The following is a 23279-nucleotide window of genomic DNA, read 5'->3' on the forward strand; positions in this document are numbered from 1 at the left end:
CGGGGTGAAGAAGGGGACCACCTACCGCTGCGGGAGCTGCGGGTACGAAGCGGCCAAATGGCTGGGCCGGTGTCCGGAGTGCCAGGAATGGGGCTCGTTCGAGGAGCGCGGCGCGCCGGCCAGGCCGGCCATCCAGCGCGTCGCGGCCGGGGCACCGAGCGCACCGGCGCGGCCGATCGGCGAAGTCGATGTCGAGGCGGCGCGTGCCCGCCGCACCGGCGTTTCCGAACTCGACCGGGTGCTGGGCGGCGGCCTGGTGCCGGGCGCGGTGGTGCTGCTCGCCGGTGAACCGGGCGTCGGCAAGTCGACCCTGCTGCTCGAGGTCGCCTACCAGTGGGCGAAGACGGTCGACCGGTCCCTGTACGTCACGGGCGAGGAGTCCGCGGGCCAGGTCCGGTTGCGCGCCGAGCGAACGGGCAACGTCCACGACCGGATGTACCTGGCCGCCGAAAGCGACCTTTCCGCCATCCTCGGGCACGTCGACGACGTCAAGCCGGGCGTGCTGATCGTCGACTCGGTGCAGACCATGGCGTCCCCGCAGGTCGACGGCTCACCCGGCGGAGTGACGCAGGTCCGGGCGGTGACGTCCGGGCTGGTCGCGCTGGCCAAGGAGCGCGGGCTGCCGGTCGTGCTCGTGGGGCACGTCACGAAGGACGGCTCGGTGGCCGGCCCGCGCGTGCTGGAGCACCTGGTCGACGTCGTGCTGCAGTTCGAGGGCGACAAGCATTCGACACTGCGGATGCTCCGCGGCATCAAGAACCGGTTCGGCGCCTCCGACGAGATCGGCTGCTTCGAGCTGCAGGAAGAAGGCATCGTCGGGGTACCGGACCCGTCGGGGCTGTTCATGAGCCGCACGGCGGAGCCGGTGTCCGGCACGGCGATCACGGTCTCGATGGAGGGCAAGCGGCCGATGCTGGGCGAGGTCCAGGCCCTGGTGTCGGCGACGGCGGCCCCACAGCCGCGCCGCGCGGTCAGCGGCCTCGACTCCGCGCGCGTGGCGATGGTCCTGGCCGTGCTGGAGAAGCGCGGCGGGCTCAAGCTCGGCGACAAGGACGTCTACGCGGCCACGGTCGGCGGCATGAAGATCACCGAACCGGGTATCGACCTGGCCCTGGTCCTGGCGCTGACGTCGAGCTTCGAGGACGTCGCTCTCTCGCCGCGGCTGGTCTCGGTGGGCGAGGTCGGGCTGGCGGGCGAGCTCCGGCGCGTGCCGAGCGTGGGCCGCCGCCTGGCGGAGGCGGCCCGGCTCGGGTTCACGCACGCGCTGGTGCCGCCGGACTCGGGCAAGCCACCCGCCGGCATCCGGGTGCTGGAGGTGGCGAACGTCGCGGACGCGCTGAACGCGGCCGGTCACGCCCGCTGATCACCACCTGTCCCGGCTGATGGCGAACGAGTAGACCATCTCCGGGGCGAGCACCGACTGCGGTGCCGGCGGCGGTCGCGTGTTCATGGTCGTGATCGGAACCGAGATCGGGGGCGGCTGGGACGTGCTGATGATCGGCACGTCGGCGCTGCGCGTGATCGGCGTGCCCGGATTCGTGTCCGCGGCCAGCAGCTGCGCCGTCGCCGGGTCGAGGAACAACCGCCGGCCCGTGTCGTCGGCCTGCAGGACGGTGGCCGGCCGGCCACCGGGGCCCGGCACGCCGGGGACGACGGCGATACCCGGGACGTCGGTGAGCGCGTCACGCAGGGCGAGCCGGACATCCTTGCGGACCAGGCCGAGCTCCAGCACGGACCGCGCCATGCCGAGGGACTCCGTCGGGCTGTGGAGCTGTCCCTTCCCCTTGTCGTGGGTGCTGATCGTGTCCAGCCGCAACCGGTCGGCCAGCACCGCCCGGTCAGGAACGAGCGAAGCGACGAAGGCCGCGTCGGGGGTCAGCCAGTTCGCGAGCGGGGTGTTCCAGCCGGGCCCGGTCTCCCCGACGTGGCCGGGTGCCCCGGCGAACACCCCGCCGTCGCCGTCTTCGTCGAGCGGCGACAGGTTGACCTTGAGGCTCTGCTCCAGCTCCGGGGTCAGGCCGCGGACGGCGCCGGTCCACATCGAGCGGCGGTGCCACACGCCGGTGGGGTCGGCCGGGATCCACAGCTCGGTCTTCTGCTGCAGCTGGACCGGCCGGCCGAACACGATCTGGGGCAGCCAGGTGAGCTTCTGGGCGTAGCGGTACTCGCCCGGCGCGAGCGGGCGGTCGAGGTCGGGGAGCGCGGCGGCCGGCCGGGCCGGCTCCGGCGCGTTCGGGGTCCACAGGGTCGCGGCGACGCCGAGCCCGCCGACCAGGGTCACGACGGCGGCGGCCACGGCGAGCCACCGCCACGCCCCGGCCCGGCGGGGCCCGGCGGGCGGCGCCTCCCCGGCACCGGCGGCCGCGAGCAGGGACGAGCGGGCGAAGGCCAGCCCGTCGTCCTCCTCGACGTCGTCGCCGTGCAGGTCCGCGAGCGCCGCGTCGAGTTCGGCTTCGGACCAGATCTTCCGGACGTTGTCTTCACGCAAGGTCCTGCACCTCCTCTTGGGCCGGGGCGTTCGTCCTGAGCCAGCGTCTGATCCGGTGCAACCGGGACCGGACGGTACCGGGCGGGATGCCGAGGGCTTCGGCGACCTCGGCCGGCTCCAGCCCGGCCCAGGACACGAGCAGCAGCGTGTCGCGGTCGGCGGGGTTGAGCCGGGCCAGCGCGCCGGCCAGCTGGGCCGCCCGCACCTGCGCGTCGACCTGCTCGGCGACGCGGCCGTCGTGCCCCGCGTGGGTGGTGTCGCCGGTCCGCGCCAGCCGGGCGGTGGCCTGCAGCCCGCGCAGCTCCGACCGCACGTGGTGGCGCAGCAGGTTGGTGGCGATGCCGTAGAGCCACGACCGCGCGGTGCCCAGCTCCGGCCGGTAGCTTTCGCGACGCCGCAACGCGACCAGGAAGGTCTCGGCGACGAGGTCGTTGGCCGGTTCGACCCCGACCCGGCGGGCGAGGTACCGGCGCAGCTGGGCGGCGTGGGCGTCGAAGAGCCGGCCGAACGCCGGCCCGGGCTCGGGTCCGCCCAGGTCCGGGCGGTCGTGCCCCCCGAGCTCCGATCCTTCGTGGATCACCTGCATGCCCCCAGTTGCCCGCAGCCTGCACGAGCGTTCACGGCGAACGTACGTCAGACGTTCAGCAGCCCCCAATACAGTGCCCAGGGGACGAACAGGACGCCGCCCGCGAGCAGCACGCCGAGCCGGAGGGAGCGCCGGCGCCACCACGCCACCGCCGTGCCGATCGCCGCGGCCACCACGCCTGCCGAAAGCAGCTGCAGCGCCAGCCATGGCAGCGGGCGGCCCAGGACCACCGGGCCCAGCGACCGGCCCATGGTCAGCTGGATCAGCACGTCGACGGCCAGGAAGCCGAGCACGGCGAGCAGGCCGGCCGCCGACAGCCAGCGGGCCGGTCGCGCCGCCGGGCCGCGCCGGAAGAGCGGGTACCAGGCGAACGCCACCAGCAGCAGCGCCACCACGGCCAGCTGGAGCCAGGTCGCCTCGTACCAGCGCAACGGCGCGATCTCGACGCTCGGCCGATCCTGGGCCGGCGGTGCGTCGGCGCTGGACGCCGCCGGCGGGTGGTTCACCCAGCTGCCCACGAGCTCGAGGTAACCGGGTGCGTAGCCGGGCAGCTTGTCGAAGCCGTCCGTGGTCCGCCGCAGCTGGTGCTGCGCGTCGGGGAAGACCCGCAGCGTGTGGTCCGCGACGGACTCCCCGAAGATCCGGAGGGCCTCGCCCGGCGGCGTCAGGACGTCCTTCGCACCCCACAGCCCCAGCACCGGCCGGCGCAGGCTCTTCAGCACCGGCACGGGGTCGTAGTACGCCTCGGGGAACACGCCGCCGCCGACGAGCTGGCGCACCATCGTCGACGACGCCGTCCGCACGACCGAACCGTCCATCCCCAGGCGCCGCAGCTGGTTCTCGATCGCCCACGCCTGCTGCTGCGCCGGTTTGACGCCGTTCGCCCCGACCGTCACGACGAAGGCGACGTCCGCGGACCGGGAAGCCGCCAGCGGCGCGACCCAGCCCCCTTCGCTCAACCCCCAGACGCCGACCCGCGCCGGGTCGATCTCCGGCCGCTTCCGCAACGCCCCGACCGCGGCCAAAGCGTCGTCCGCCAGCGTGGAATACGAGCGTTCGAACTGCGAATAGCCTTCGGTGCGCTTGTCGTAGATCAGCGTCGCGATGCCTTGCCGCGCAAAGGCTTCCGCCTGATCGCGGTAGTCCTCCCGGCTGTGCGCCCCCGAGCCGTGGACCATCACCAGGCCCGGCAGTTTCGTGCCGCCGGGCGGTGCGACGACGGTGCCGTGCAAGGTCACGCCGCCGTTCGTGAACGTCACTTCGCCGCCGGTCACCCCCGCCGCCGACGCCGGTGGCGCTGGTGGCGCCAACGCCGTGACCGCCAGGATCACCCCGGCCAGTAGAACCCCTCTTCGCATGGAAAACCCCCTGGTGTCATGTCATTCCCCTGGATCCGGGAACGCGAGCCAGCGCACGAGCACGCGCCGCGCTTCCGGCGACCGGTCGTCCTCGCTCCGCCAGTACCGGCGGTACAGCTCCATGTAGTCGTCCCAGAACTGCTTGAGCTCCTCGGCGGTGAGCCAGGTGCCGCCCCGCGCGTGCAGCAGCGCGTCCGGCCAGTCGCCGGGCAGCCCGTCGCGCTGTTCCGCGAACCGGTTGAGCTTTTCGAGGTCGTCCTCGAACCCCTGGCGCTGCATGTCGTCGAACAGCACCCGGGATTCGGCGCTCTGGGCGCTGCGCCGCGGCCAGCGGATGTCCCGCGGCCGCGTCCGCCACCACCGTTCCTTGCCCCGCGCGAGCTCCGGAACGTCCTCGACGAAGCCGAACCGCGCCAGTTCCCGCAGGTGGTAACTGGTCGCGCCGGTGTTCTCGCCGAGGGCCTTGGCGAGTTTCGTGGCGGTGGCCGGGCCGGCCGACAGGACGCCGAGAATCCGGCGGCGCAGCGGATGCGTGACGGCCTTGAGGGCGTCCGGATCGAGCTCTTCCGGTGGTGGAGCGCTGGTCATGAGCCCACTGTAGCTGTGCAGAGAAAATTGTGCAAAGAAATCTGTGCAACTCGGCGCAGTCGGATGCTCCGGGGGGTCCTGATGTGGTTGTCAAGCCGCGGCGGGCGCGGGGTGTTGGTAGTGGGTGCCGTTGCGGAGCATGGCGTAGAGGACGTCGCAGCCGAGACCTACTTCAAGGTGGCCGTGTCCCTATCCGCAGTCCCTCGAAGCCGCCAGACCCGGTAACACCCCCGGATCATCCCTGGTGAGAGCCACCGAAAAGGTAAGTGGAGTGTCTAAAGTGGACTTACCAGATGGGGTGGTCGCTGTACTTCCGGAGCGTCTGCACCGACGGCCGCACGTAGCACATGCCGGCCGCGAAACCCGTGGTGGCGAAGGCGAGCGTCGAGAACGTCGTGAGCAGGTCGGGCGCCTGCAGGTGCGGGGTGTCGCGCCACACGCGGAACATGATCGGCACCGCGAAGGAGCCGAGGATCAGCGCCAGCGCCAAGACGTAGGCGAACAGCAGCGCGCCGCGGGCCGACTCAGCGCTGGCCACCACGAGGTAGTCACCGCGCAGGCAGCGGCGGCACGTCAGGACCAGGACCGCGATGGCCAGCACGCCCAGCGGCGGCAGCACCGCCGCGGCCTTGCCCAGCAGGGCGTCCGGGAACGCGTGGCCGTGCACGATGCCCTGCAGGTAGGTGGTGAGGCCGAACAGCAGCACCATCCCGGCGATCATGGAGCAGCCGACGACCAGCGAGCCCCAGCGCACCCGGTCGGCGAACCGCGGGGGCAGCGGCACGAACTCGACCTGTCCGAAGGTTCCCTGCACCCGTCTCACCTCCGAAAGCCGTGAAGGCCACAGTAAGGGACTCACCGTCCCCCAACGTGGCCTTCACGTACTTTCGGACCGAAAGGGCTAACTGGCCGCCAGCAAGTTGGCGCACCGGATCAGCCCGATGTGCGAATACGCCTGCGGGTGGTTGCCCAGCGACCGCTCCGCGATCGGGTCGTACTGCTCCGGCAGCAGCCCGGTCGGGCCGGCCGCCGCGACGATCTGGTCGAACAGCTCCTGCGCCTCGGTGCGCCGCCCGGTGAGCAGGTACGCCTCGATCAGCCAGGCCGCGCAGATGTGGAAGCCGCCCTCGCCGCCCGGCAGGCCGTCGTCGCGGCGGTAACGGTACACAGTGGACCCGCTGCGCAGCTCCGCCTCGATCGCCGTCACCGTCTGCTGGAAGCGCTCGTCGGCCGGGTCGATCAGCCCGGTGAGCCCGACGAACAGCGACGCCGCGTCCAGGTCCGTGCCGTCGTAGGCCGTGGTGAACGCCTGAACCTCGTCGTTCCAGCCGTGCGTGAGGACGTCGTGCTTGATCTCCTCGCGCAGGCCGTGCCAGTTGCCCGGGATCTCCCGGCCGTACTGCTCGCCGAGCTTGATCGCGCGGTCGATCGTCACCCAGCACATCACCCGGGAGTAGACCCGGTGGCGCGGCACGTGCCGCTCCTCCCAGATCCCGTGGTCCGGCTCGTTCCAGCGGCGCGTCACAGCCTCCGCCATGGCCCGCACCATCTGCCAGTCCTCGTCGCGCAGCTCGCCGCGCGCGGACGCCAGCGTCTGCACGAGCTCGACGACCGGGCCGAAGACGTCCAGCTGCACCTGGTGGTTCGCCAGGTTGCCGACGCGCACCGGCCGCGAACCGGCGTACCCGGGCAGCGACTCGATCACCGCTTCGGCGCCGATGACGCTGCCGGCGAGGGTGTACAGCGGGTGCAGGCGCTCCGGGCCGGCCAGCGTGGCGAGCACGCCGTGCAGCCACCGCAGGTAGCCCTCGGCCTCCTCGATCGAGCCCAGGTGCACGAGCTCCCGCACGGTCATCGCGGCGTCGCGGATCCAGCAGTAGCGGTAGTCCCAGTTGCGGACGCCGCCGATCTCCTCGGGCAGCGACGACGTCGCCGCCGCCAGCACCCCGCCGGTGTCGGTGTTGACCAGGCCGCGCAGCGTCAGCGCCGAGCGCAGCACCAGGTCGGTCTGCACGGTCGGCAGCTGCAGCTTCGACGTCCACGCGCTCCAATAGCGGCCCGCGCGGTCCCGGCGTTCCACTTCGGACAGTTCGTGGGCGCCCAGGTCCGTGGTGCCGCAGCGCAGTTCCAGCACGACGGGCTGGGTGGGCGTCGGCTGCACGAGCGCGGTCGCGGTGTCGTGCAGGCCGTCGGAGGTGATGGTCCACTCGACGCCGGGCGAGTACAGCACGAACGGCTCCGACGTGCCGAGCACCCGGACGCCGCCTTCGGTGATCTCCAGCTTCACCGGCACGCCGCCGAACTCGGGCCGCGGCGCGAACTTGACGCTCGCCGCCGCCTCGCCCGAGATCACGCGCACGAGGTCCGTCCGGTGCGGGGCGCTTTCCGGCTCGAGGTAGTCGGTGACGAGCAGGCGCGACCAGCGCGTCTCGACCGTCATCGTGTTCGGCAGGTAGCGCTGGCCCAGCGGGAGGCCGTTGCGGTGCGGCTTGATGGAGAAGTGGCCCGCGCCCTCGCCGCCGAGCAGGTCGGCGAACACCGCGGGCGCGTCCGGGCCCGGGTGGCACAGCCAGGTCAGCTTGGCGTCCGGGGTCAGCAGCGCGACCGACCGCTCGTTGGCCAGCATCGACAGCCGCTCGATCGGCGGGGCCGACTCGCCGTAGAGCCAGTTGCGGCGCTCCTCCAGGAGGAAGCCGAGGACCAGAGCGACGTCCACGGTGTCGGGCACGCGGAACGCGGCGAGCGTCTCGCCGTCGCCGACCTTGATGCCCAGGTCCGGGCCGGACAGCCGGGCGAACGCCTTCTCGTCGGTGACGTCGTCGCCGAGGAAGATCGCGGCGGTGGCGCCGACCTGGTGGCGGAGGATGTCCAGTGCGCGGCCTTTGTCCGTTTGGACGACCGCCAGCTCGACCACCTCCTTGCCGTCGGTGGTCGACACGCCTTCCCAGGTGGACGGTCCGGAGTGGACGGCCGCAAGCACGCGGCGGCCGGCCTCGTGCTCGGCGCGGCGCACGTGCACCGCGATGCTGGCCGGCTTGACCTCGAGCGACACGCCCGGGACGTCCAGGACGAGTTGTTCGAGCTCGGACTCCAGCCGCCGGTGCAGCTCCCGCGCCTTCTCGTCGAGGGCGTGGATGAAGCCGATGTCGAACTCCGAGCCGTGGCTGCCGACGAGGTTCACCTCGGACGGCAGCCGCGAGAGCGTGGCCAGGTCCCGCAGCGCACGGCCGGAGATGACCGCCGTGGTGGTCTCGTGCAGACCGGCGAGCGATCTGAGGGCCCCGACGGATTCGGGCAGCGGGCGTGCCTCGTCGGGGTTGAGGGTGATGGGTGCCAGCGTGCCGTCATAGTCGCAAGCGACCAGCAGGCGCGGCGTGCGGGCGATCTGGACGATCGCACGCCGCAACTCGGCGGGCAGGGCCTCGGCAGTCAACACTCCTCCTCAGGAGCTCGTGCATGGGTCAGGACTGTGTCAGTCGACCCCTTCGGCACCCAACGCTTGCAGGAACGAGCGCGCCCAACGGTCGACGTCATGGGTGAGGACCTGGCGACGCATGGCGCGCATCCGGCGACGGCCCTCTGCCGGGTCGAGCGTAATGGCAGCCACTAGTGCGTCCTTCACCCCGTCCAGGTCGTGGGGGTTGACCAGGAATGCGCTAGAGAGCTCCGCGGCCGCGCCCGCGAACTCGGAAAGCACCAGCGCACCGCCCAGATCGTGGCGCGCGGCGACGTACTCCTTGCAGACCAGGTTCATGCCGTCGCGCAGCGGGGTGACCACCATGACGTCCGCAGCGGAGAAGAACCCGGCAAGTTCCGTGCGGTCCACGGACTGGTGCAGGTAGTGCACGACCGGGTGGCCGACGCGGGAGAACTCGCCGTTGATCCGGCCGACCATCTGCTCGATTTCGCCGCGCATCCGCTGGTAGTGCTCGACGCGCTCCCGGCTCGGGGTGGCGAGCTGGACGAACGTGACGTCGTCCGGCTGCAGCCGGCCCTCGTGCAGCAGCTCGTGCAGCGCCTGCAGCCGCAGGTCGATGCCCTTGGTGTAGTCGAGCCGGTCGACGCCGAGCATGACCGTCTTGGGGTTGCCGAGGTCGCGGCGCAGCTGTGCGGCCCGTTCCTGGACGCCCTTCGTGCGGGCCAGGGTGTCCAGCCCGGCGGCGTCGATGGAGATCGGGAAGGCGCCGACGCGGACCGTCCGGTCGCCGACCTGCATGGTGCCCGGCCGCGACCGGACGCCGACCGCGCCGCGCGTCGACTCGAGGCCGATCAGCTGGCGGCACAGCCACAGGAAGTTCTGCGCCCCGCCGGGGCGGTGGAAGCCGACCAGGTCGGCGCCGGTGAGGCCGCGGATGATCGCGGCGCGCCACGGCATCTGCATGAACAGCTCGACCGGCGGGAACGGGATGTGCAGGAAGAAGCCGATGCGCAGGTCCGGCCGCAGCTCGCGCAGCATCGCCGGGACGAGCTGCAGCTGGTAGTCCTGGATCCACACCGTCGCGCCCTGGGCGGCGACCTCGGCGCTGGCCTGGGCGAACCGGCGGTTCACCTTCACGTAGCTGTTCCACCACGCGCGGTCGAACACCGGGCGCTCGACCACGTCGTGGTAGAGCGGCCAGAGCGTCGCGTTGGAGAAACCTTCGTAGTAGTCGCGGACTTCGTCGGCGCTCAACGAAACCGGGTGCAGCACGAGGCCGTCGTCGTCGAACTCGTCGACGTCGACGTCGGGGATGCCCGGCCAGCCCACCCAGGCGCCCTTCCGTGACCGGAGGAACGGCTCCAGGGCGGACACGAGCCCGCCCGGGCTGGCCGTCCAGCGGCGTTCGCCGTCCGTCGTGCGTTCGAGGTCCACCGGCAGGCGGTTCGCCACCACGACGAAATCGGCCTGGTTTCCGTTCTCCGTCACGTCCCTGCTCCTCGCGTCCTGGGTCGCGGCCCCAGAGTGAAACCCTATCGCGTAGGCGATGAACAGTCAGTGACCGTCGGGTTACTCCAAGCTCCGCTCCGTCGGTTCGAGCGGACCAGCCATGCGTGGTCCGGCGAACCGCCGCTCGAGCCGGCCCAGTCCGGTGCGCACCGGCTGGGCCAGCCATTCCCCGAGTACCACGCCCGCTGCCAGCGCAAGCCCGATTGCGACGGCCGTCATGAGGGTCGAGATGTTGCCGCTCGGTTCGACCCCGATCTGGTACAGACCACGGTAGGTCGACAGGCCCGGAAGCAGCGGAGTGATCCCGGACACGGCTACGACCAGTGGAGTAACGCCGAGCCGCCGGGCGAGCACGCCACCGCAGAAACCGACCAGCGTCGCGGCCACCGCGGACGAGCTGACGCCGTCCAGCCTGGCCAGCATGAGGGCGCCGTAGACGGCGGCGCCGATGCCCCCGGCGGCCGCGGCGACCAGCATGGCGCGCATCTTGGAGTAGCTCGCGAGCGAGAAGCAGGCGGCGGCGCCGGCCCCGCCGAGCACGACGAGCGGCAGCTGCTGCGGCGTCGACCCGGTCACCTCGGGCAGCGGGGTGCGCGGCAGGCCGAGCATGACGGCGATCCGCAGGGCCAGCACGACCCCGGCGATCAGGCCGGCCGACATCAGCGCGGTCTCCATGGTGCGGCCGGCGGCGGTGACGTTGTAGCCGGTGATGGCGTCCTGCACGGCCGAGACGGTGGACAGCCCGGACAGCAGCACGGTGACCGCGGCCGCGACGACCAGCGTGGGTTTGTCGGTGGTCAGGACGTTGCTGCTGACGATGACCATGGCCGAGAGCGTCGCGACCAGCCCGCCGACGACCTGCTGGAAGAAGAACGGCAGCCCGTACCGGTTCACGACCCGGCCGACCCGGTCGATGACACCGCTGATGACGAAGGCGACGAGCGCGATGTCGAAGCCCCCGCCGAGCAGGATGGTGACGAACGCGGCGACCCCGCCCCAGGACAGCGTCGCGACCCAGCGCGGGTACGGGTGCGGCGCGGAGGTGATCCGCTCGAGCTCGGTCTGCGCCTGCTCGGCCCCCATGTGCCCGCGGACGATCTTGCGGACGAGCTTCTCGGTCTCGGTCAGCCGCGTGTAGTCGAGGCTCCGGCTCCGCACGACGCGCAGCGCGGTGATGGGCGTCAGGTCGGTCCCGCGGTGGCAGGTGACGGTGATCGAGGTGAAGATGACGTCGACCTCGCAGTGCGGCAGCCCGAGCGCCCCGGCGATGGCGATGATGGTCGCGGTGACGTCCGACGCGCCGGCCCCGCTGGCCATCTGCACTTCGCCGACCCGCAGGGAGAGGTCGAGCACGAAGTTGACGGTGGCCTCGTCGGGCAGCTGCGGCCCCATGGCCTCATCGGCGTCGACGGCGGGAAACTCCCCGGTGGGCGCTTCGAGGACGTGCCAGGGGCGCTGCTTGAGGAGGTGGGGGCGGTGGGCCCGAGGTCGCTGCGCTTGTTCGGGGGGTTCGAGCAGCGGCCATCTGGTCGCCCGGCCCCCGTTGGTGCGCTCGCTGATCTTCATGATCCATCCACCTCCTCGCTCGTCTCCTCGCTCGTCCCCGATGACCATCGACGGCTACCCGCGGACCGTTGCAGTGGGCTTCACCACGTCCCTCCATAGTGGCCTGGACCTGCGGATCATGCCTCCCGAACGGATCAAGGGCGGCGGCCCGATACACTGAGCCCGGCGTCTTGGCGCCAGGCCGGTATAGCTCAGCTGGTAGAGCATCTGTCTTGTAAACAGAAGGTCAGGGGTTCGAGCCCCCTTGCCGGCTCAAGAAAGCATCGAGGCGTCAGTGCGGCGGCTGCTGCGGCGGCCCGGCCTGGCCATAACCCGGCTGGGGACCAACGAAACCCGGCTGCGCCGCCATCGGATAGCCGCCCGGGCCCGGATACGGGGCGAAGCCGGGGTGGCGGGCCGGCCGCCCTCCCTTGGCGACGGCGATGGCGACCAAAAGCCAGGAGAGCACCGAGGCGGCGTCGAGTGGGAGGCCAACCGCCAGAAAGATCAGCTGGATCTCGTCCAGGTCCAGGTGGTTCGAGCTGCTCCAAGACGCCGCGTTCAGCGATACGAACTGCCACACGATGCTCGCCGTCGTCGTGATGAGCATGACGGCGAACGCGCCCGCCATGAGGCCCGAGACGCCCCTCGCGCGCCCGCGGATCGAAAAGATCAAGCCGAGTACGCCCACCACGAGTTGCAGGACCCGCGGGATGATCTCGATGCTCGCCAACGTAACGGGTGTCATGCCTGCCCTCCGCAGCTGTCCCGGCCGTGCCGGCACGGATCCTATTCCGTGGCGCCGTCTCGCGGTGCGAGTTCGGGGTGCTCGCTGGGGAAGAGGATCGGGCTGAGCAGGTACCGGGTGCGGCCTGGGATGGGCTCGTTGGCCAGGCGGGGCAGGATCGCGTCGCGCAGTTCCGTGTTCATCGCGATCAGCTCCTCCCGGTCGAGCCAGATTGCGTGCTGCCGGTAGCCGACCGGGTCGGTGGCCGGGTTGGCGGATTCGCGGTCCAGGTAGGCGTTGAACTCCGCGATGAGGGCCGCGACCGCCACCGCGAAGCCGCGCCGGTGGTCTTCGCGCGACAGCGATGCGGCCGTGCCAGGGTCGATGGCGGCCCGTTCCGGGCGCAGCCGGTAGTGGCGCTCGACGGCTCCGCGGACCCGGCGTTCCTCGGCCACCTCCAGGATTCCGCCGGCGGCGAGCAGGTCGACGTGCCGGTACACCGTGGCCTTCGAGATGTCCGGCAGCAGGGCGCAGAGCTGGGCCGTCGTCTGCGTCCGGCCGCCGCGCATGGCGTGCACGATCCGGAGCCGGACCGGATGGGCCAGCAGTTCCAAAGTGTCCACTACCCAACTGTCTCACGCGGTGCTACCGTTCGCAAAAATGAGAAAGGTAGGGGACGATGACGGGTGGGGATCCTGCGGCGGTCGCCGTGACGGTGGTCGGGCTGGTGGGCGGACGGCGGTTTGCCGACGTCGAGGCGTTGTTCGCGCCGCGGCTGCGGGCGGTGGCGTCCGCCGAGACGCTGCGGGTCGGCTGGGAAGGGGAGATCGCCCGGATCGGGCCGGTTTCGGCCATCGGAGGCCCGGTGAGCGAGCCGGCCCAGGCGGGGCTGGTCCGGGTGCGCGTTCCGGTGACCTGCGAACGCGGCGGGCTCACCGTGGTCATGTCGGTCGACGACGCCGGCCTGCTGCACGGCCTCCGGCTCGCGCCACCGGCCGGGGCGACTTGGGAGCCTCCGCCGTACGCCGCCCCGAAGCGGTTCGGCGAGCGCGAGGTCACTGTGGGCTCCGGCCCGCTCGCGGTGCCCGGCACGATGACCCTGCCGAAGGGGCGTGGCCCGTGGCCGGGGGTGGTGCTGCTCGGTTCCGGGCCGTGCGACCGCGACCTGACGACCGGGCCGAACAAGCCGTTCAAGGACCTGGCCTGGGGGCTGGCCTCCAGCGGTGTCGCGGTGGTCCGGTTCGACAAGGTGACCCACACCCACGGCCACGCCGGTTCCGAGCCCGGTTTCACGATGGCCGAGGAGTACCTGCCGCACGCGCTCGCCGCGGTCCACCTGCTGCGGCAGCAGCGGACCGTGGACGCCGGGCGGGTGTTCGTCCTCGGCCACAGCGGCGGCGGCAAGGCGGCCCCGCGGGTCGCGGCCGCCGACCCGGCGGTCGCCGGCGTGGTGTGCCTCGCGGGCGACACGGTTCCGTTGGGCCAGGCCGCCGTTCGCGTGGTCCGCTACCTCGCGGAGCTGGATCCCGGGCCGGCCACGGCGGCGGCGGTGGAGTCGGTCACCCGGCAGGCCGCGCTCGTCGAAAGTCCCGGCCTGTCGCCCTCGACCCCGTCGGCGGACCTGCTCTTCGGCTGGCCGGCGTCGTACTGGCTGGACCTGCGCGGCTACGACCCGGTCGCGACCGCGGCCGCGCTGGCCAAGCCGATGCTCGTCCTCCAGGGCGGCCGCGACTACCAGGTGACGGTGGCCGACGACCTCGCGCGCTGGCGGGCGGCCCTGGCGCGGCACCCCGACGCCACGATCCGCGTCCACGACGCCGACGACCACATGTTCTTCCGCGGCGAGGGGCCCTCGAAACCCTCCGCGTACGAGTCGCCGCAGCACGTCGACCCGGCCGTGGTCGCCGACATCGCCGGGTGGCTCAGCCGCGCAGGGCGCTGCCCGCCTGCCAGGCGGTCCAGCTGATGGCCCAGTCGCCGTGGCCGTTGTTGATGGCCAGCTGCGGGCCGCCCGAGTTGGTGACCTCGACGACGTCGCCGACGTTGAAGGTGTCGAAGAACCACTTGGCGTTTTCGGTGTTCATGTTGAGGCAGCCGTTGGAGACGTTGTCGCTGCCCTGCACGCTGACCGTCTTCAGGTTTTCGTGCAGGTACTCGCCGTCGCCGGAGATCCGGACGTTCCAGTTTTCCGGCGCGCTGTAGTAGCCGGGGTCACCCTTGCAGACGCCGTAGGTGCAGGAGTCCATGATCTTGTGCTCTTCCTTCCCCAGCACGGTGTGCGTGCCGTTGAAGGTCGGCGTCGGACCCCGCGGCGGGCTGTCGGCGGTCTTGCCCATGCTGATCGGCGCGGTCTTCACCAGCTGGCCGTTGTGGAACGCCTTGATCTGGTGGGTCTTGCCGTCCGCCTTGGCGATCCAGGAGTCGTGCACCTTGTAGGTGGCCGAGACGTCCTGGCCGCCGTACAGGCCGCCGCCGATCGGCATGCCGAAGGTCGTGGTCTCGAGCTTCACGGTCGAGCCGGCCTTCCAGTAGTCCTTGGGCCGGAAGTGCACCTCGCGCTTGCCCACCCAGTACCACCCGCCGTCCTGTGCGGGCGAGGACGTCACCTTGAAGGACTTCTCGACGGTGGCCTTGTCGGCGATGTCGCGGTCGAACTTCAGCCCGATGACCAGCCCGACCCCGAAGTCGCCGGACGCGGCCTGGAAGAGCGCGGGAGTGGCCACCCCGGTGGGCTTGAGGGTGTGCACCTCCCCGCGCTGCTCGGACGCGTCGCCCGCCGGGTTCACGGCGGTGGCGGCCACCTGGTAGGTGGCCCCGTACCGGAGCGAGTCGTGGCTGGTCCACGTCGTCTTGTCGGGCGAGAGCTCGCCCTTGACGCCGTTGCCGGTCTGCGGGTTGGTGACGGTGACCGCCTGCAGGGTTCCACCCGACGCCTTGACGACGATCGGGTCCTTGGGGCTCAGCTGGTCCCCGGTGCCGAAGGCGACGGTGGCGGCGGGCACGCCGGAGGTGGTGGCGGTCCCGGTGGCACCGGCTACTCCGACTGCCAGCGCAGTCCCCGCGGTTTCGGTCTGCCCACTGCAGGCAGCCAGCAACAGGACGGCCAAGCCCAGCCCGGCGATGCGGATCACTCTCACGCTCGTTGAGACGTTCGAGAAGCGCCGGAGTTGAGTAACGATCGGGTCTCTTGCGGTCCCGAAAGGGGGACGGCCCGGAAAGCCGCCGTCAGCCTCCTTGGCCGAGCAGCCCCAGCAGGTCGCGGGGCAGGTCCTTCGAGTCGTGCGGTTTCTCCGTCCCTTCCGTCGTCGTCTCCGTGCCCATGATCGTGTTCAGCATCGTCTCCGTCTGCGCCGAAGTGAACCTCCGGGCCTTCGCCTGCGGCGTCACGTGCAACGCGTCGGCGATCTTCTGCGCGTACACGTCCGGCTTGTTGCCGTCCGTTGCCGGCGCGTACGCCTCCATCACCTCCAGCAGCGTCGGGTCCTCGCCCAGGTCCGGGTTGTGGAACAGCTGGAACCGGAGGTTCTCCCGCGCCGCTTTGCGGCCGGTGGCTTCGTCCGGGAAGATCAAGAACAGGCGCTCGTCGTGGCCTATCGAGCCCGACAGGGGCTCGTCCTTTCGCAGCGCTCCCGGGTTGTTCGTGCGCCAGGCCAGTGTCCCGTCGAAGCGGACCGTGGCCTCGTAGACGATGAACTGCTTGCCCGCCAAGGTTATCGCGTCGCCCGCACGCAGCTTCAGGTTCTTGTTCAGCTTGATGATCTCGATCAGGCCGGCGTGGTCGAGCAGGCCGGACGCCAGCATCGAGTCCTCCAGCCTGCGGCCGTCGGTGTGCTCCATGCCGTTGAGGTAGCGGGCGGCCTCCGCCCAGTCGTGGCGCCAGACGTTGAAGCGGACCGTGCCGATGATCGCCGCCCGGCGGTTGACGGCGACCACGGCGTCCACCACCGTTGTCGCGCCGTGGTGCCGGGCGCCCTCGGTCAGGTTCGCCAGCTGGGCCGGGGTCAACGACCTCACCAGGGCCGTCAAGCTGTCCTTGGCGTCGGAGTTCGCCAGCTGCCAGGCCGCGCGGGCCCAGTCGCCGTCCTTCACGTACTGCTTGAACTGGGCCACGTCCTCCTGGCCGGTGCGCTGGACGGCCAGCAGCCCGGCGACCGCCTGGTTGCCCGCGTGGCGCTGCAGGGCCTGGATGCGCCGGACCGCCGGCGTGCCGTCGTGCCGGTTCGCCCGGTCGCCCCGAGGGCCGCCGGCCGGTTGCGCGCGCCGATCCCGCCGGACTGGGCCCGTCATGACGTCCACTATGTGCCTCCGGGCCGCCCGGCGGCCAGCAGTCCGCGGAAGTTGCCCCGAACGAGGTAGCCGGTCCACTGCGTGGAATTGCTTTCGATAATACGTTGACCGCACGCGCCGGGCTGCGTGATGATGGTGCCACACGAAAGAACCGTTGGGAGTGATCATGACGCACATGTGGACGCGGGAAGCGTGGCACGCCGCCTGTGTGTCGACGCGGTGCCACCGCCTTCCTGGCTCTCTGCCATGACCTGATCCTGGTCGTGACACGGGAGCCGCCCCTCGGGAAACCGAGCCGGGCGGCTTTCTATTTTTGTGTTCCCGCAATTGTTTATCGGCGTGCTTCGGAAGCGGCGTGGTCTCCAAAACCACGGCCCGAGGGTTCGACTCCTTCCGCCGGTGCCGTTTTTTCCTGCGCTCGTCTCGGCCGCAACCAGTGCGGGCGACGCGGGTGCGCCTCCGTGGCTCAGTGGACAGAGCGGCGGCTTCCGAAGCCGCAGGTCGCAGGTTCGACTCCTGCCGGGGGCACCAGCCGACGCGCCGAGAGGGGCGCGCCGGCCCGGCGGCGCGTTGGTCCAGCGGTACGGATCCCCGGTTTTCACCCGGGAGACCCGGGTTCGACTCCCGGACGCGCTACCGGGGAGACGCGCCGGAGCGCGGGCGATCCCTGCACGATCGCCTCGGTGGGTTCGACACCCACGTCTTCCACCGTGGCCGATGCCGAAGGAGACGAGGCCCCGGGCTGTGGCCCCGGGCGAAGCCGGTGCGAGTCCGGCCGGCCACTCACGCGCGCGGTTCGGCAACCAGCGGGGCCTCATGAGCCCCGCGGACGTGGATCGACACCACGGCGCGCGACTGCACCACTGACCCGTGTCATGACGGTCATGAGGCGGCCTGCAAAGCCGCCGGTACCGGGTTCGACTCCCGGGCGGGTCTCCGGGCGGCGGAAACTGTCGGACCCCCGGTTTAGCCTCTGGAAGAGACCTGAACCGGGGGAGGAACCCATGGCCACCACGCACACACTGGAAACACCGGAAGCCGCCATCGTCTACGACGTCCACGGCCCGGCGCCCGCCGAAAGCCCGCGGCCACCGCTGCTCCTGGTCGGACAGCCGATGACCGCCGAGGGCTTCGGCACCCTGGCGTCGCACTTCCCGGACCGCACCGTCGTCACCTACGACCCGCGTGGGCTCGGGCGCAGCGTCCGCACGGACGGCCGCGACGACCACGTGCCCGCCGTCCAGGCGGGTGACCTCCACGCCGTCGTCCAGGCGCTCGGGGCCGGCCCGGTCGACGTCTTCGGCAGCAGCGGCGGCGCGGTCGCCGCACTCGCCCTCGTCGCGGCGCACCCCGGCGACGTCGGCACCCTCGTCGCCCACGAGCCGCCGCTCGTCCGGGCGCTGCCCGACGCCGGCGCGGCCGAGCGCGCCGCCCAAGGCATGCGGGATGCCTACCAGGCCAAGGGGTTCGGCGCCGGGATGGCGGCGTTCATGGCGATGGGGTCGTGGCGCGGCGAGTTCACCGACGACTACTTCGCGCTCCCGCCGGCCGATCCGGCCCAGGCCGGCCTGCCCACCGAGGACGACGGCCGCCGCGACGACCCGCTGTTGTCCGAGCGCTCCCTGGCCGTCACCGCCTACGAGCCCGACGTCGAGGCCTTGGCTGCGGCGCCCACCCGCATCGTCGTCGCCGTCGGCGAGGAATCGCGGGAGGTCTTCACCGGGCGGGCGGCGATCGGGACAGCCGCGCTGCTCGGGCAGGAGGCGACTGTCTTCCCGAGCCACCACGGCGGCTTCCTCGGCGGCGAGTTCGGCTATGCCGGTCAGCCCGAGGCTTTCGCCCGGAAACTGCGGGAGGTGCTCGAAGGCTGAACCAACGGCTCTCTACCGCACCGCGAACCCCAGCCCGCCGAGACCCGCTGCAGCGCGGCATCGCCGGCGCCCAGCTCACGCCGGATCGCCGGCAGGGCCACCGCCACGATCTGGGTGTCGATCATGTCCACAGCACGGCTGTCACCGTGACCGCCAGTGCCCACAGCTCATCCAGTTCACCCTGAGCACCGGGGGCCGGCTGGGCGACCGCCACGGCACGAGGAAACTGTTCGTGGCGGGCATGCTCGTGTTCACCGGTGCCTCGCTGGCGGCCGGCCTGGCCGGGCACGTCGGAGTGCTGATTGCCGCGCGGGTCGTGCGGGGCGTCGGCTCCGGCCTGATGGTGCCGCAGGTCCGGTCGGTCATCCACGCGGAGTTCGACGAGCGGGAGCGGCCGAAGGCGATGACGTGGTACGCGGCCGCGTTCCCGCTCGGCGGGCTCGCCGGGCCGCTGCCGGGTGGCGCGCTGACCGAGGCCGACCTGTTCGGCGCCGGCTGGCGGGCGATCTTCCTGGTCAACGTGCCCATCGGCGGGCTCGCCCTGGAGGCCCTCACCAGCCGTGACGGCGTCCGGCTGTTGGCCTGGTCGGGCTGGAGTACGAGGGCCCGGACAGCGACCCGGACCACGAGCCGCGGGCCCGGCGCCTGGCCGGGACGGTCGAGCAGCTCTCGGCGCTGAAGGCCGAAGGCCGCCTGCCGGAGTGGGCCGGCCCGGAGTGCCTCACGGTGCTGCTGATGGCGGCGGCGATGGCCCCGTGACGCTGCCGCACGTGGTGGCCGGGCTGACCGGGGCCGGAAGCGACCAGTCCGGGTTCGTCCGGCGGTACGCCGGCCAGCTGGCCAGGCTGGTCGAGCACCTGGGAGCGGGAACGCACTGACGGCCGGGTGCGCGCATCAGCGCGTGACGGATTCCGAAGTGGACGCCGCCCGGCCGGAGCCGGGCGTGGTGGCCGACTCGGACGGCCCGGCGAGGGCCAGGCCGGCGACCAGCGCGAGCCCGACGATGAACAGGGCCGTGCGGACGAGGGCGGACACGGAACAGACGACCATCATGGCAGGCTCCTGGCGATTTCCCCGGTGACACGGGGGCGATGGGTTCCGCGGGTTTCGCGGAATTGCGGACTGCATTCATGATGTGTCACGCGACCGGCGGGCGACAAGGCGTTTCCCGTTGCCGGAAACGGCCTCCGGCCAGGAAACCCCGGCGACGGCGGCGGTCACCGGGTGCCGGGGTTTCCCGGCCTGCGGAACTTCAGTGCGTATTCATGACGGCGACCTCACCACGGTTTCGGCTTTCCCGGCGTTGATCGCCGCGCCGGGTGCCTTCGCTACCGCGCCGGGGGCCGTGTCCGGTAAATGTCCTGTTTTTGACCTGTTTCCCGGTGTGGGTCACTCGGTGAACGCCGGCCGGTTCCGGTATTCGGCCTCGCCGAGCACGGCGGGGTTGAGCGTGACCCGGTAGGCCGCCGCCTCCGCCCACCAGCGCTGCGCCGAGGGCCGGTCGCCGCGCGCGGCCGCCGTGTTGCCCAAGCCCGTCAACGCCCGCGCCCGCTCGTACTCGCTGCCGGCGTCGTCGGCCACCTCGGCCGCGTGCCGGTAGCGGTGCTCGGCGTCGTCCCAGTCGCCGGCCCGGAAGTGCACCCACGCCTCGCAGCTCGCCGACATCGCGCGGTCGACCGGCAGCTGGGCGAGCCCGGTCGCCTCGCGGGCGGCGGCCAGCGCCTCGGCGAACCGGCCGAGGGCCGCCGACGCGAGCGCGATGCCGCGCAGCGCGATCATCACGTTCCGGGTGCGCCCGGTCCGGCGGTAGACGGCCAGCACCGTCGTCAGGTCGGCCAGGGCCGCCTCGGCTTCGCCGCGGTACAGGCGCGCCCACGCCAGGCTGGACAGCGCGTCGATCGCGCCGCGGTCGTCGTCGGCCCGCGCGAACTCCTCCTGGGCCTGCTGGTGGTGGGCGACGGCTTCGGCGACGCGGCCCGACTCGAGGTAGGCCATGCCGAGGTTGTTGAGGATCATGCCCGTCGCGCTCGGGTTGCCGGCCGCGCGCGCCGCCTCGAGCGCGCGCTCGTGCGTGCGGATCCACGGCTCGAACAGTTTCTCGCGGAAGAAGAACGCGCGGAGCACGAACGCCAGCTGCCAGCAGCGGTCGGGCAACCCGTGCCGGGCCGCCGAATCGACGATGTCGGCGAGGACCGGCCATTGCGCACCCAGCCAGGCGAGCGCGCTGTTCGCGTCGGAAAACGGCAGGTCACGCGGGATGGGCAGGCCGGTGGCCGGGCGGAACCGGTCGGGCTCGGCGAGTTCGTCGGCCGCCAGCGTCATCGCGACGAGGTGGTCGACGAGCCGGCGCACGGCGGCTTCCCGGTCTTCCGGCCCGACCTCGGGCAGTGCGTGTTTCGCCGCGAAGGTGCGCATCAGGTCGTGGAGCTCGACGTATCCCCGTTCGTCGCGGACGACCAGGTGGGCGTCGTGCAACCGGTCCACCAGCCGGTCCGCTTCGCCGGGGCCGAGGCCGGCGAGCGCGTCGACCGCGCCGGTTTCCGCCGCGGCCGCCGGGTGCAGGGCGAGCAGGCCCAGCAGCCGCCGCTGGTCGGGCGGCAACGCTTCGTACGAGACGGCGAACGCGGTCGCCACACTCCGCTCGCCGTCCTCCAGCGCGCCGAGCCGGGTGGTCTCGTCGGCCAGCCGGTCACGCAGTTTCGCCGCGGTCCAGCCGCCGGCGATGAACCGGGCGGCCACGATGCGCACGGCGAGGGGCAGCTGACCGCAGTAGCGGACGATCTCGGTCGCCACGGCCTCGTCGGCCGGCGCGTGGTCCCCGGCGACGGACCGCAGGAGGTGCACGGCGTCGGCGAGCGGCAGGACCCCGACCGGGAAGTGCCAGGCGTCGTCGAGGGCGGGCAGCCGGCCCCGGCTGGTCACCAGGATCCGGGACGGCGTTTCGCCGCCGGCGATGGCGCGGATCTGCTCGGCGGAGCGGACGTTGTCGAGCACCAGGATCATCCGCCGCCCGCGCAGCTGGTCCCGGGCCAGGTTGGCCAGGCCGTCCTCGTCGGCGGGGAGCTGGCCGGCCGGGACGTCGAGCAGCCGCAGCAGCCGGTGCAGGGCCTCGCCGGGGGAAAGCTCGGCGGCGCCGGGGGTGTGGCCCCGGAGGTCGAAGAAGAGGCAGCCGTCGGGGAAGGAGCCCGCGACCTGCCGGGCGGCGGCGACGGCCAGCGCCGTCTTGCCGGCGCCCGCCATCCCGTGCACGACGCCGACGCGGGCGTCGTCCGGGCCGAGGAGCAGTGCGGAAAGCCGGTCGAGTTCGGTGCCGCGGCCGACGAAGTGCCGGCCGCTGTCCGGCAGGCCGGCGAGGCCGCCGGCGCTGCGGCGGCCGGGGAATGCGGATTCCGTGACCAGGGCGAGCAGTTCTCCGCCGGCCTTCAGCGCGTCGTCGCAGGCCTTGGCGAGGTCGCGGTTCACCCGGACCTTGCCGTTCTCGACCTTGCTGAGGTAGCCCTTGGTGAAATGGACGGACGCCGCGAGGCCGGTCAGTGACATGCCGACCGACGTTCGTCGACGCTTCAATTCCGCTCCAAAGTCCGGCATGGATCGATCATCCTGTATTCGGTGAACGGGGGGAAGGCCGGCCGGCGGCCCGGGCCCGCCGGCCTGCTCCTGGTCAGCCCAGCAGGGAGACCAGCTGGCCGAGCACGATGATGAGGTGCGTGTGCATCGTGTTCATCCTTTCCGATCACCCCCGCCGCCGTTTCGTGCGGCGGGTTCCTTGTTGCCGAAGGATTTCGACGACGCAAGCCTGACCCGGCGATTTCCGCGGCAACAGGGGTTTCCTGTTGCCGATCAGGAGAAACCGCTTCGACCGGCCCGGTTTCCCGGATCCGGAAACCGCCGGAAACAGGTGACGGCGTCGGGTGCGGTGGGCGATGCTGAGTACACTTCCCCGGCAACGACCAAGACGGAGGTGGGCGGCTTGGCTCAGGAGGCAGCCGACGCGAAGATCAACGCTCTCTCAGCGGAGCTGAAACTGCTTCGCAAGGGGCTCGGTGCCCAAGCGAAGAACCTGCCCGCAATCGCCGGCGAACGGTTGCGCGAAGTGTGCGGTGTCCGCGAAGAGGACAACGCCGGAACGGTTCGCGGCAAGGTCGTCGACACGCTTCGCCGGCTGATCGAGAAACTGCCCGGGTCGCAGCGGGAAACGGCGCGGATCGTGCTGGGTTTCGGCACCGGCGCGAACGAGCGCTACACCCAGCGCCTGGAGCTGCTGGGCACCGGGGCCGACCGCAACGTGCGCACCATGCAGCGTCGCGCCGACGACGTGATCTACCTGATCGCCGAAGCCGCGTACGGGGCGCCGTCGCCGTTCGGGGGTGTTTCGGCGAACAGCCAGGACGGTCCCTGGCACACCTCGGACCTCGCGGTCAACCTGACCCTGACCGGGACCGCCGCCGAGGTGTTCGAAACCCGCAAGGTGGTCAGCCACGTCGCCGGGCTGGCCGAGATCGAGCACGCGATCTCCCTCGCCCGCCCGGCCAGCACGACGAGCCCGCCGGACCTGTCCGGCCTCGGCATCGACGTCGTCGCCGGCGGCGAGGTGCACTCCGTGCGCCTGGTCAGCTCCACCCGCGTCGCCTTCACCCTGCGGCCGCCGCAGCCGCTCGACGCCGGGGACCAGCACGAGTTCTTCTTCCGCATCCGGCTGGCCGAGCTGCCGGCCCCGTTCTACTGCTGCACGCCGGAATTCCTGTGCGAAAGCTTCGAGCTCAACGTCCGGTTCGACCGGCGCGAGCCGCCGCAGCGCGTCTGGCGCATCGACGGCGACCTCTCGAAGGACGCCCACGACCCGCTGCCCGCGCGCAAACCGCTGTTCCTCGACAACGCGGGTGAGGTGCACACGAGTTTCCG

Annotated in this window: 20 protein-coding genes and 4 tRNA genes; 10 read left to right on the top strand and 14 right to left on the bottom strand. The window is 71.8% G+C overall.

What is annotated here, in order from left to right:
• The first annotated feature begins 4 nt into the window (after positions 1-4).
• On the top strand, positions 5-1363 hold the full coding sequence (gene radA / locus C2L59_RS20535) for a DNA repair protein RadA (RefSeq protein WP_103351123.1): 1359 nt from the start codon (positions 5-7) through the stop codon (positions 1361-1363).
• Here radA and C2L59_RS20540 read toward each other — a convergent pair whose 3' ends face one another.
• The 8 genes from C2L59_RS20540 to C2L59_RS20575 form a co-directional block, all read right to left on the bottom strand.
• On the bottom strand, positions 1364-2488 hold the full coding sequence (locus tag C2L59_RS20540; RefSeq protein ID WP_103351124.1) for a hypothetical protein: 1125 nt from the start codon (positions 2486-2488) through the stop codon (positions 1364-1366).
• Entirely contained in the window at positions 2481-3074 is a 594-nt protein-coding gene (locus C2L59_RS20545; protein WP_103351125.1) for an RNA polymerase sigma factor, read from the bottom strand. Before C2L59_RS20545 ends, C2L59_RS20540 begins: the two co-directional genes overlap by 8 nt.
• Positions 3075-3121: 47 nt before the next feature.
• Positions 3122-4405, bottom strand: a complete 1284-nt coding sequence (locus C2L59_RS20550; protein ID WP_103351126.1) for a S9 family peptidase — start codon at positions 4403-4405, stop codon at positions 3122-3124.
• Positions 4406-4453: 48 nt separating this feature from the next.
• The gene (locus C2L59_RS20555; RefSeq protein ID WP_103351127.1) at positions 4454-5020 is read right to left on the bottom strand and encodes a helix-turn-helix transcriptional regulator; all 567 of its coding nucleotides are present in this window, start codon (positions 5018-5020) and stop codon (positions 4454-4456) included.
• A 286-nt stretch (positions 5021-5306) separates the two neighbouring features.
• Positions 5307-5834 carry a hypothetical protein gene (locus C2L59_RS20560; RefSeq protein ID WP_103351128.1) on the bottom strand — a complete coding sequence of 176 codons (528 nt, stop codon included), beginning with the start codon at positions 5832-5834 and terminating at the stop codon, positions 5307-5309.
• 87 nt (positions 5835-5921) lie between these two features.
• The gene (gene otsB, locus C2L59_RS20565) at positions 5922-8456 is read right to left on the bottom strand and encodes a trehalose-phosphatase (protein ID WP_103351129.1); all 2535 of its coding nucleotides are present in this window, start codon (positions 8454-8456) and stop codon (positions 5922-5924) included.
• A 36-nt stretch (positions 8457-8492) separates the two neighbouring features.
• Positions 8493-9926 carry a trehalose-6-phosphate synthase gene (locus tag C2L59_RS20570; protein WP_103351130.1) on the bottom strand — a complete coding sequence of 478 codons (1434 nt, stop codon included), beginning with the start codon at positions 9924-9926 and terminating at the stop codon, positions 8493-8495.
• An 81-nt stretch (positions 9927-10007) separates the two neighbouring features.
• On the bottom strand, positions 10008-11513 hold the full coding sequence (locus C2L59_RS20575) for a threonine/serine exporter ThrE family protein (RefSeq protein ID WP_103351131.1): 1506 nt from the start codon (positions 11511-11513) through the stop codon (positions 10008-10010).
• 180 nt (positions 11514-11693) lie between these two features.
• On the opposite strand from C2L59_RS20575, the gene C2L59_RS20580 reads away from it, so the two are divergent.
• A tRNA-Thr gene (locus tag C2L59_RS20580) sits at positions 11694-11766 on the top strand.
• An 18-nt stretch (positions 11767-11784) separates the two neighbouring features.
• Here the strand turns inward: C2L59_RS20580 and C2L59_RS20585 are convergent.
• Positions 11785-12225 (bottom strand): hypothetical protein, encoded by a 441-nt coding sequence (locus C2L59_RS20585; protein ID WP_233223605.1) that lies wholly within the window; start codon positions 12223-12225, stop codon positions 11785-11787.
• Between the two features lie 56 nt (positions 12226-12281).
• Positions 12282-12842: a helix-turn-helix domain-containing protein gene (locus C2L59_RS20590; RefSeq protein ID WP_103351133.1), complete on the bottom strand. Its 561-nt coding sequence runs from the start codon at positions 12840-12842 to the stop codon at positions 12282-12284.
• Positions 12843-12898: 56 nt separating this feature from the next.
• Between C2L59_RS20590 and C2L59_RS20595 the strand changes: the two genes are divergently transcribed.
• Positions 12899-14185, top strand: a complete 1287-nt coding sequence (locus C2L59_RS20595) for an alpha/beta hydrolase (RefSeq protein WP_103351134.1) — start codon at positions 12899-12901, stop codon at positions 14183-14185.
• Here C2L59_RS20595 and C2L59_RS20600 read toward each other — a convergent pair.
• The gene (locus tag C2L59_RS20600) at positions 14142-15350 is read right to left on the bottom strand and encodes an Ig-like domain-containing protein (RefSeq protein ID WP_103351135.1); all 1209 of its coding nucleotides are present in this window, start codon (positions 15348-15350) and stop codon (positions 14142-14144) included. The two genes, C2L59_RS20595 and C2L59_RS20600, sit on opposite strands and share 44 nt — an antisense overlap.
• 94 nt (positions 15351-15444) lie before the next feature.
• Complete coding sequence (locus C2L59_RS20605) at positions 15445-16506, bottom strand: hypothetical protein (protein ID WP_146060414.1); 1062 nt, start codon at positions 16504-16506, stop codon at positions 15445-15447.
• A 333-nt stretch (positions 16507-16839) separates the two neighbouring features.
• Between C2L59_RS20605 and C2L59_RS47520 the strand changes: the two genes are divergently transcribed.
• The 6 genes from C2L59_RS47520 to C2L59_RS49870 all read left to right on the top strand — a co-directional run bounded on the left by C2L59_RS47520 (position 16840) and on the right by C2L59_RS49870 (position 19255).
• Positions 16840-16908: transfer RNA gene (locus C2L59_RS47520), tRNA-Trp, on the top strand.
• A 53-nt stretch (positions 16909-16961) separates the two neighbouring features.
• Positions 16962-17037, top strand: a tRNA-Arg gene (locus C2L59_RS20610).
• A gap of 33 nt (positions 17038-17070) precedes the next feature.
• Positions 17071-17142 (top strand) — tRNA-Glu (locus tag C2L59_RS20615).
• Between the two features lie 368 nt (positions 17143-17510).
• Positions 17511-18377 carry an alpha/beta fold hydrolase gene (locus C2L59_RS20620; RefSeq protein ID WP_103351137.1) on the top strand — a complete coding sequence of 289 codons (867 nt, stop codon included), beginning with the start codon at positions 17511-17513 and terminating at the stop codon, positions 18375-18377.
• 241 nt (positions 18378-18618) lie between these two features.
• Complete coding sequence (locus tag C2L59_RS49120; RefSeq protein WP_233223607.1) at positions 18619-19056, top strand: MFS transporter; 438 nt, start codon at positions 18619-18621, stop codon at positions 19054-19056.
• A gap of 76 nt (positions 19057-19132) precedes the next feature.
• The gene (locus tag C2L59_RS49870) at positions 19133-19255 is read left to right on the top strand and encodes a hypothetical protein (RefSeq protein WP_255410275.1); all 123 of its coding nucleotides are present in this window, start codon (positions 19133-19135) and stop codon (positions 19253-19255) included.
• Positions 19256-19271: 16 nt separating this feature from the next.
• On the opposite strand, the gene C2L59_RS47525 is transcribed toward C2L59_RS49870, so the two are convergent.
• Together C2L59_RS47525 and C2L59_RS20630 are read right to left on the bottom strand one after the other, a co-directional pair.
• The gene (locus tag C2L59_RS47525; RefSeq protein WP_158263096.1) at positions 19272-19430 is read right to left on the bottom strand and encodes a hypothetical protein; all 159 of its coding nucleotides are present in this window, start codon (positions 19428-19430) and stop codon (positions 19272-19274) included.
• A 336-nt stretch (positions 19431-19766) separates the two neighbouring features.
• Complete coding sequence (locus tag C2L59_RS20630) at positions 19767-21965, bottom strand: tetratricopeptide repeat protein (protein ID WP_103351139.1); 2199 nt, start codon at positions 21963-21965, stop codon at positions 19767-19769.
• 382 nt (positions 21966-22347) lie between these two features.
• Between C2L59_RS20630 and C2L59_RS20635 the strand changes: the two genes are divergently transcribed.
• The coding region (locus C2L59_RS20635) for a hypothetical protein (protein ID WP_146060415.1) at positions 22348-23279 on the top strand (932 nt) is incomplete at its 3' end.

Origin of the sequence: Amycolatopsis sp. CA-128772 (genome assembly GCF_002904295.1) — a bacterium.
Taxonomy (GTDB): Bacteria; Actinomycetota; Actinomycetes; order Mycobacteriales; family Pseudonocardiaceae; genus Amycolatopsis.

Bases quoted from the DNA above. Each gene is read 5' to 3' on its own strand.
- C2L59_RS20545 (WP_103351125.1), bottom strand. From the start codon at position 3,074: ATGCAGGTGATCCACGAAGGATCGGAGCTCGGGGGGCACGACCGCCCG.
- C2L59_RS20555 (WP_103351127.1), bottom strand. From the start codon at position 5,020: ATGACCAGCGCTCCACCACCGGAAGAGCTCGATCCGGACGCCCTCAAG.
- C2L59_RS20575 (WP_103351131.1), bottom strand. From the start codon at position 11,513: ATGAAGATCAGCGAGCGCACCAACGGGGGCCGGGCGACCAGATGGCCG.
- C2L59_RS20595 (WP_103351134.1), top strand. From the start codon at position 12,899: ATGACGGGTGGGGATCCTGCGGCGGTCGCCGTGACGGTGGTCGGGCTG.
- C2L59_RS20605 (WP_146060414.1), bottom strand. From the start codon at position 16,506: ATGACGGGCCCAGTCCGGCGGGATCGGCGCGCGCAACCGGCCGGCGGC.
- C2L59_RS20620 (WP_103351137.1), top strand. From the start codon at position 17,511: ATGGCCACCACGCACACACTGGAAACACCGGAAGCCGCCATCGTCTAC.
- C2L59_RS49120 (WP_233223607.1), top strand. From the start codon at position 18,619: ATGCTCGTGTTCACCGGTGCCTCGCTGGCGGCCGGCCTGGCCGGGCAC.
- C2L59_RS47525 (WP_158263096.1), bottom strand. From the start codon at position 19,430: ATGATGGTCGTCTGTTCCGTGTCCGCCCTCGTCCGCACGGCCCTGTTC.
- C2L59_RS20630 (WP_103351139.1), bottom strand. From the start codon at position 21,965: ATGCCGGACTTTGGAGCGGAATTGAAGCGTCGACGAACGTCGGTCGGC.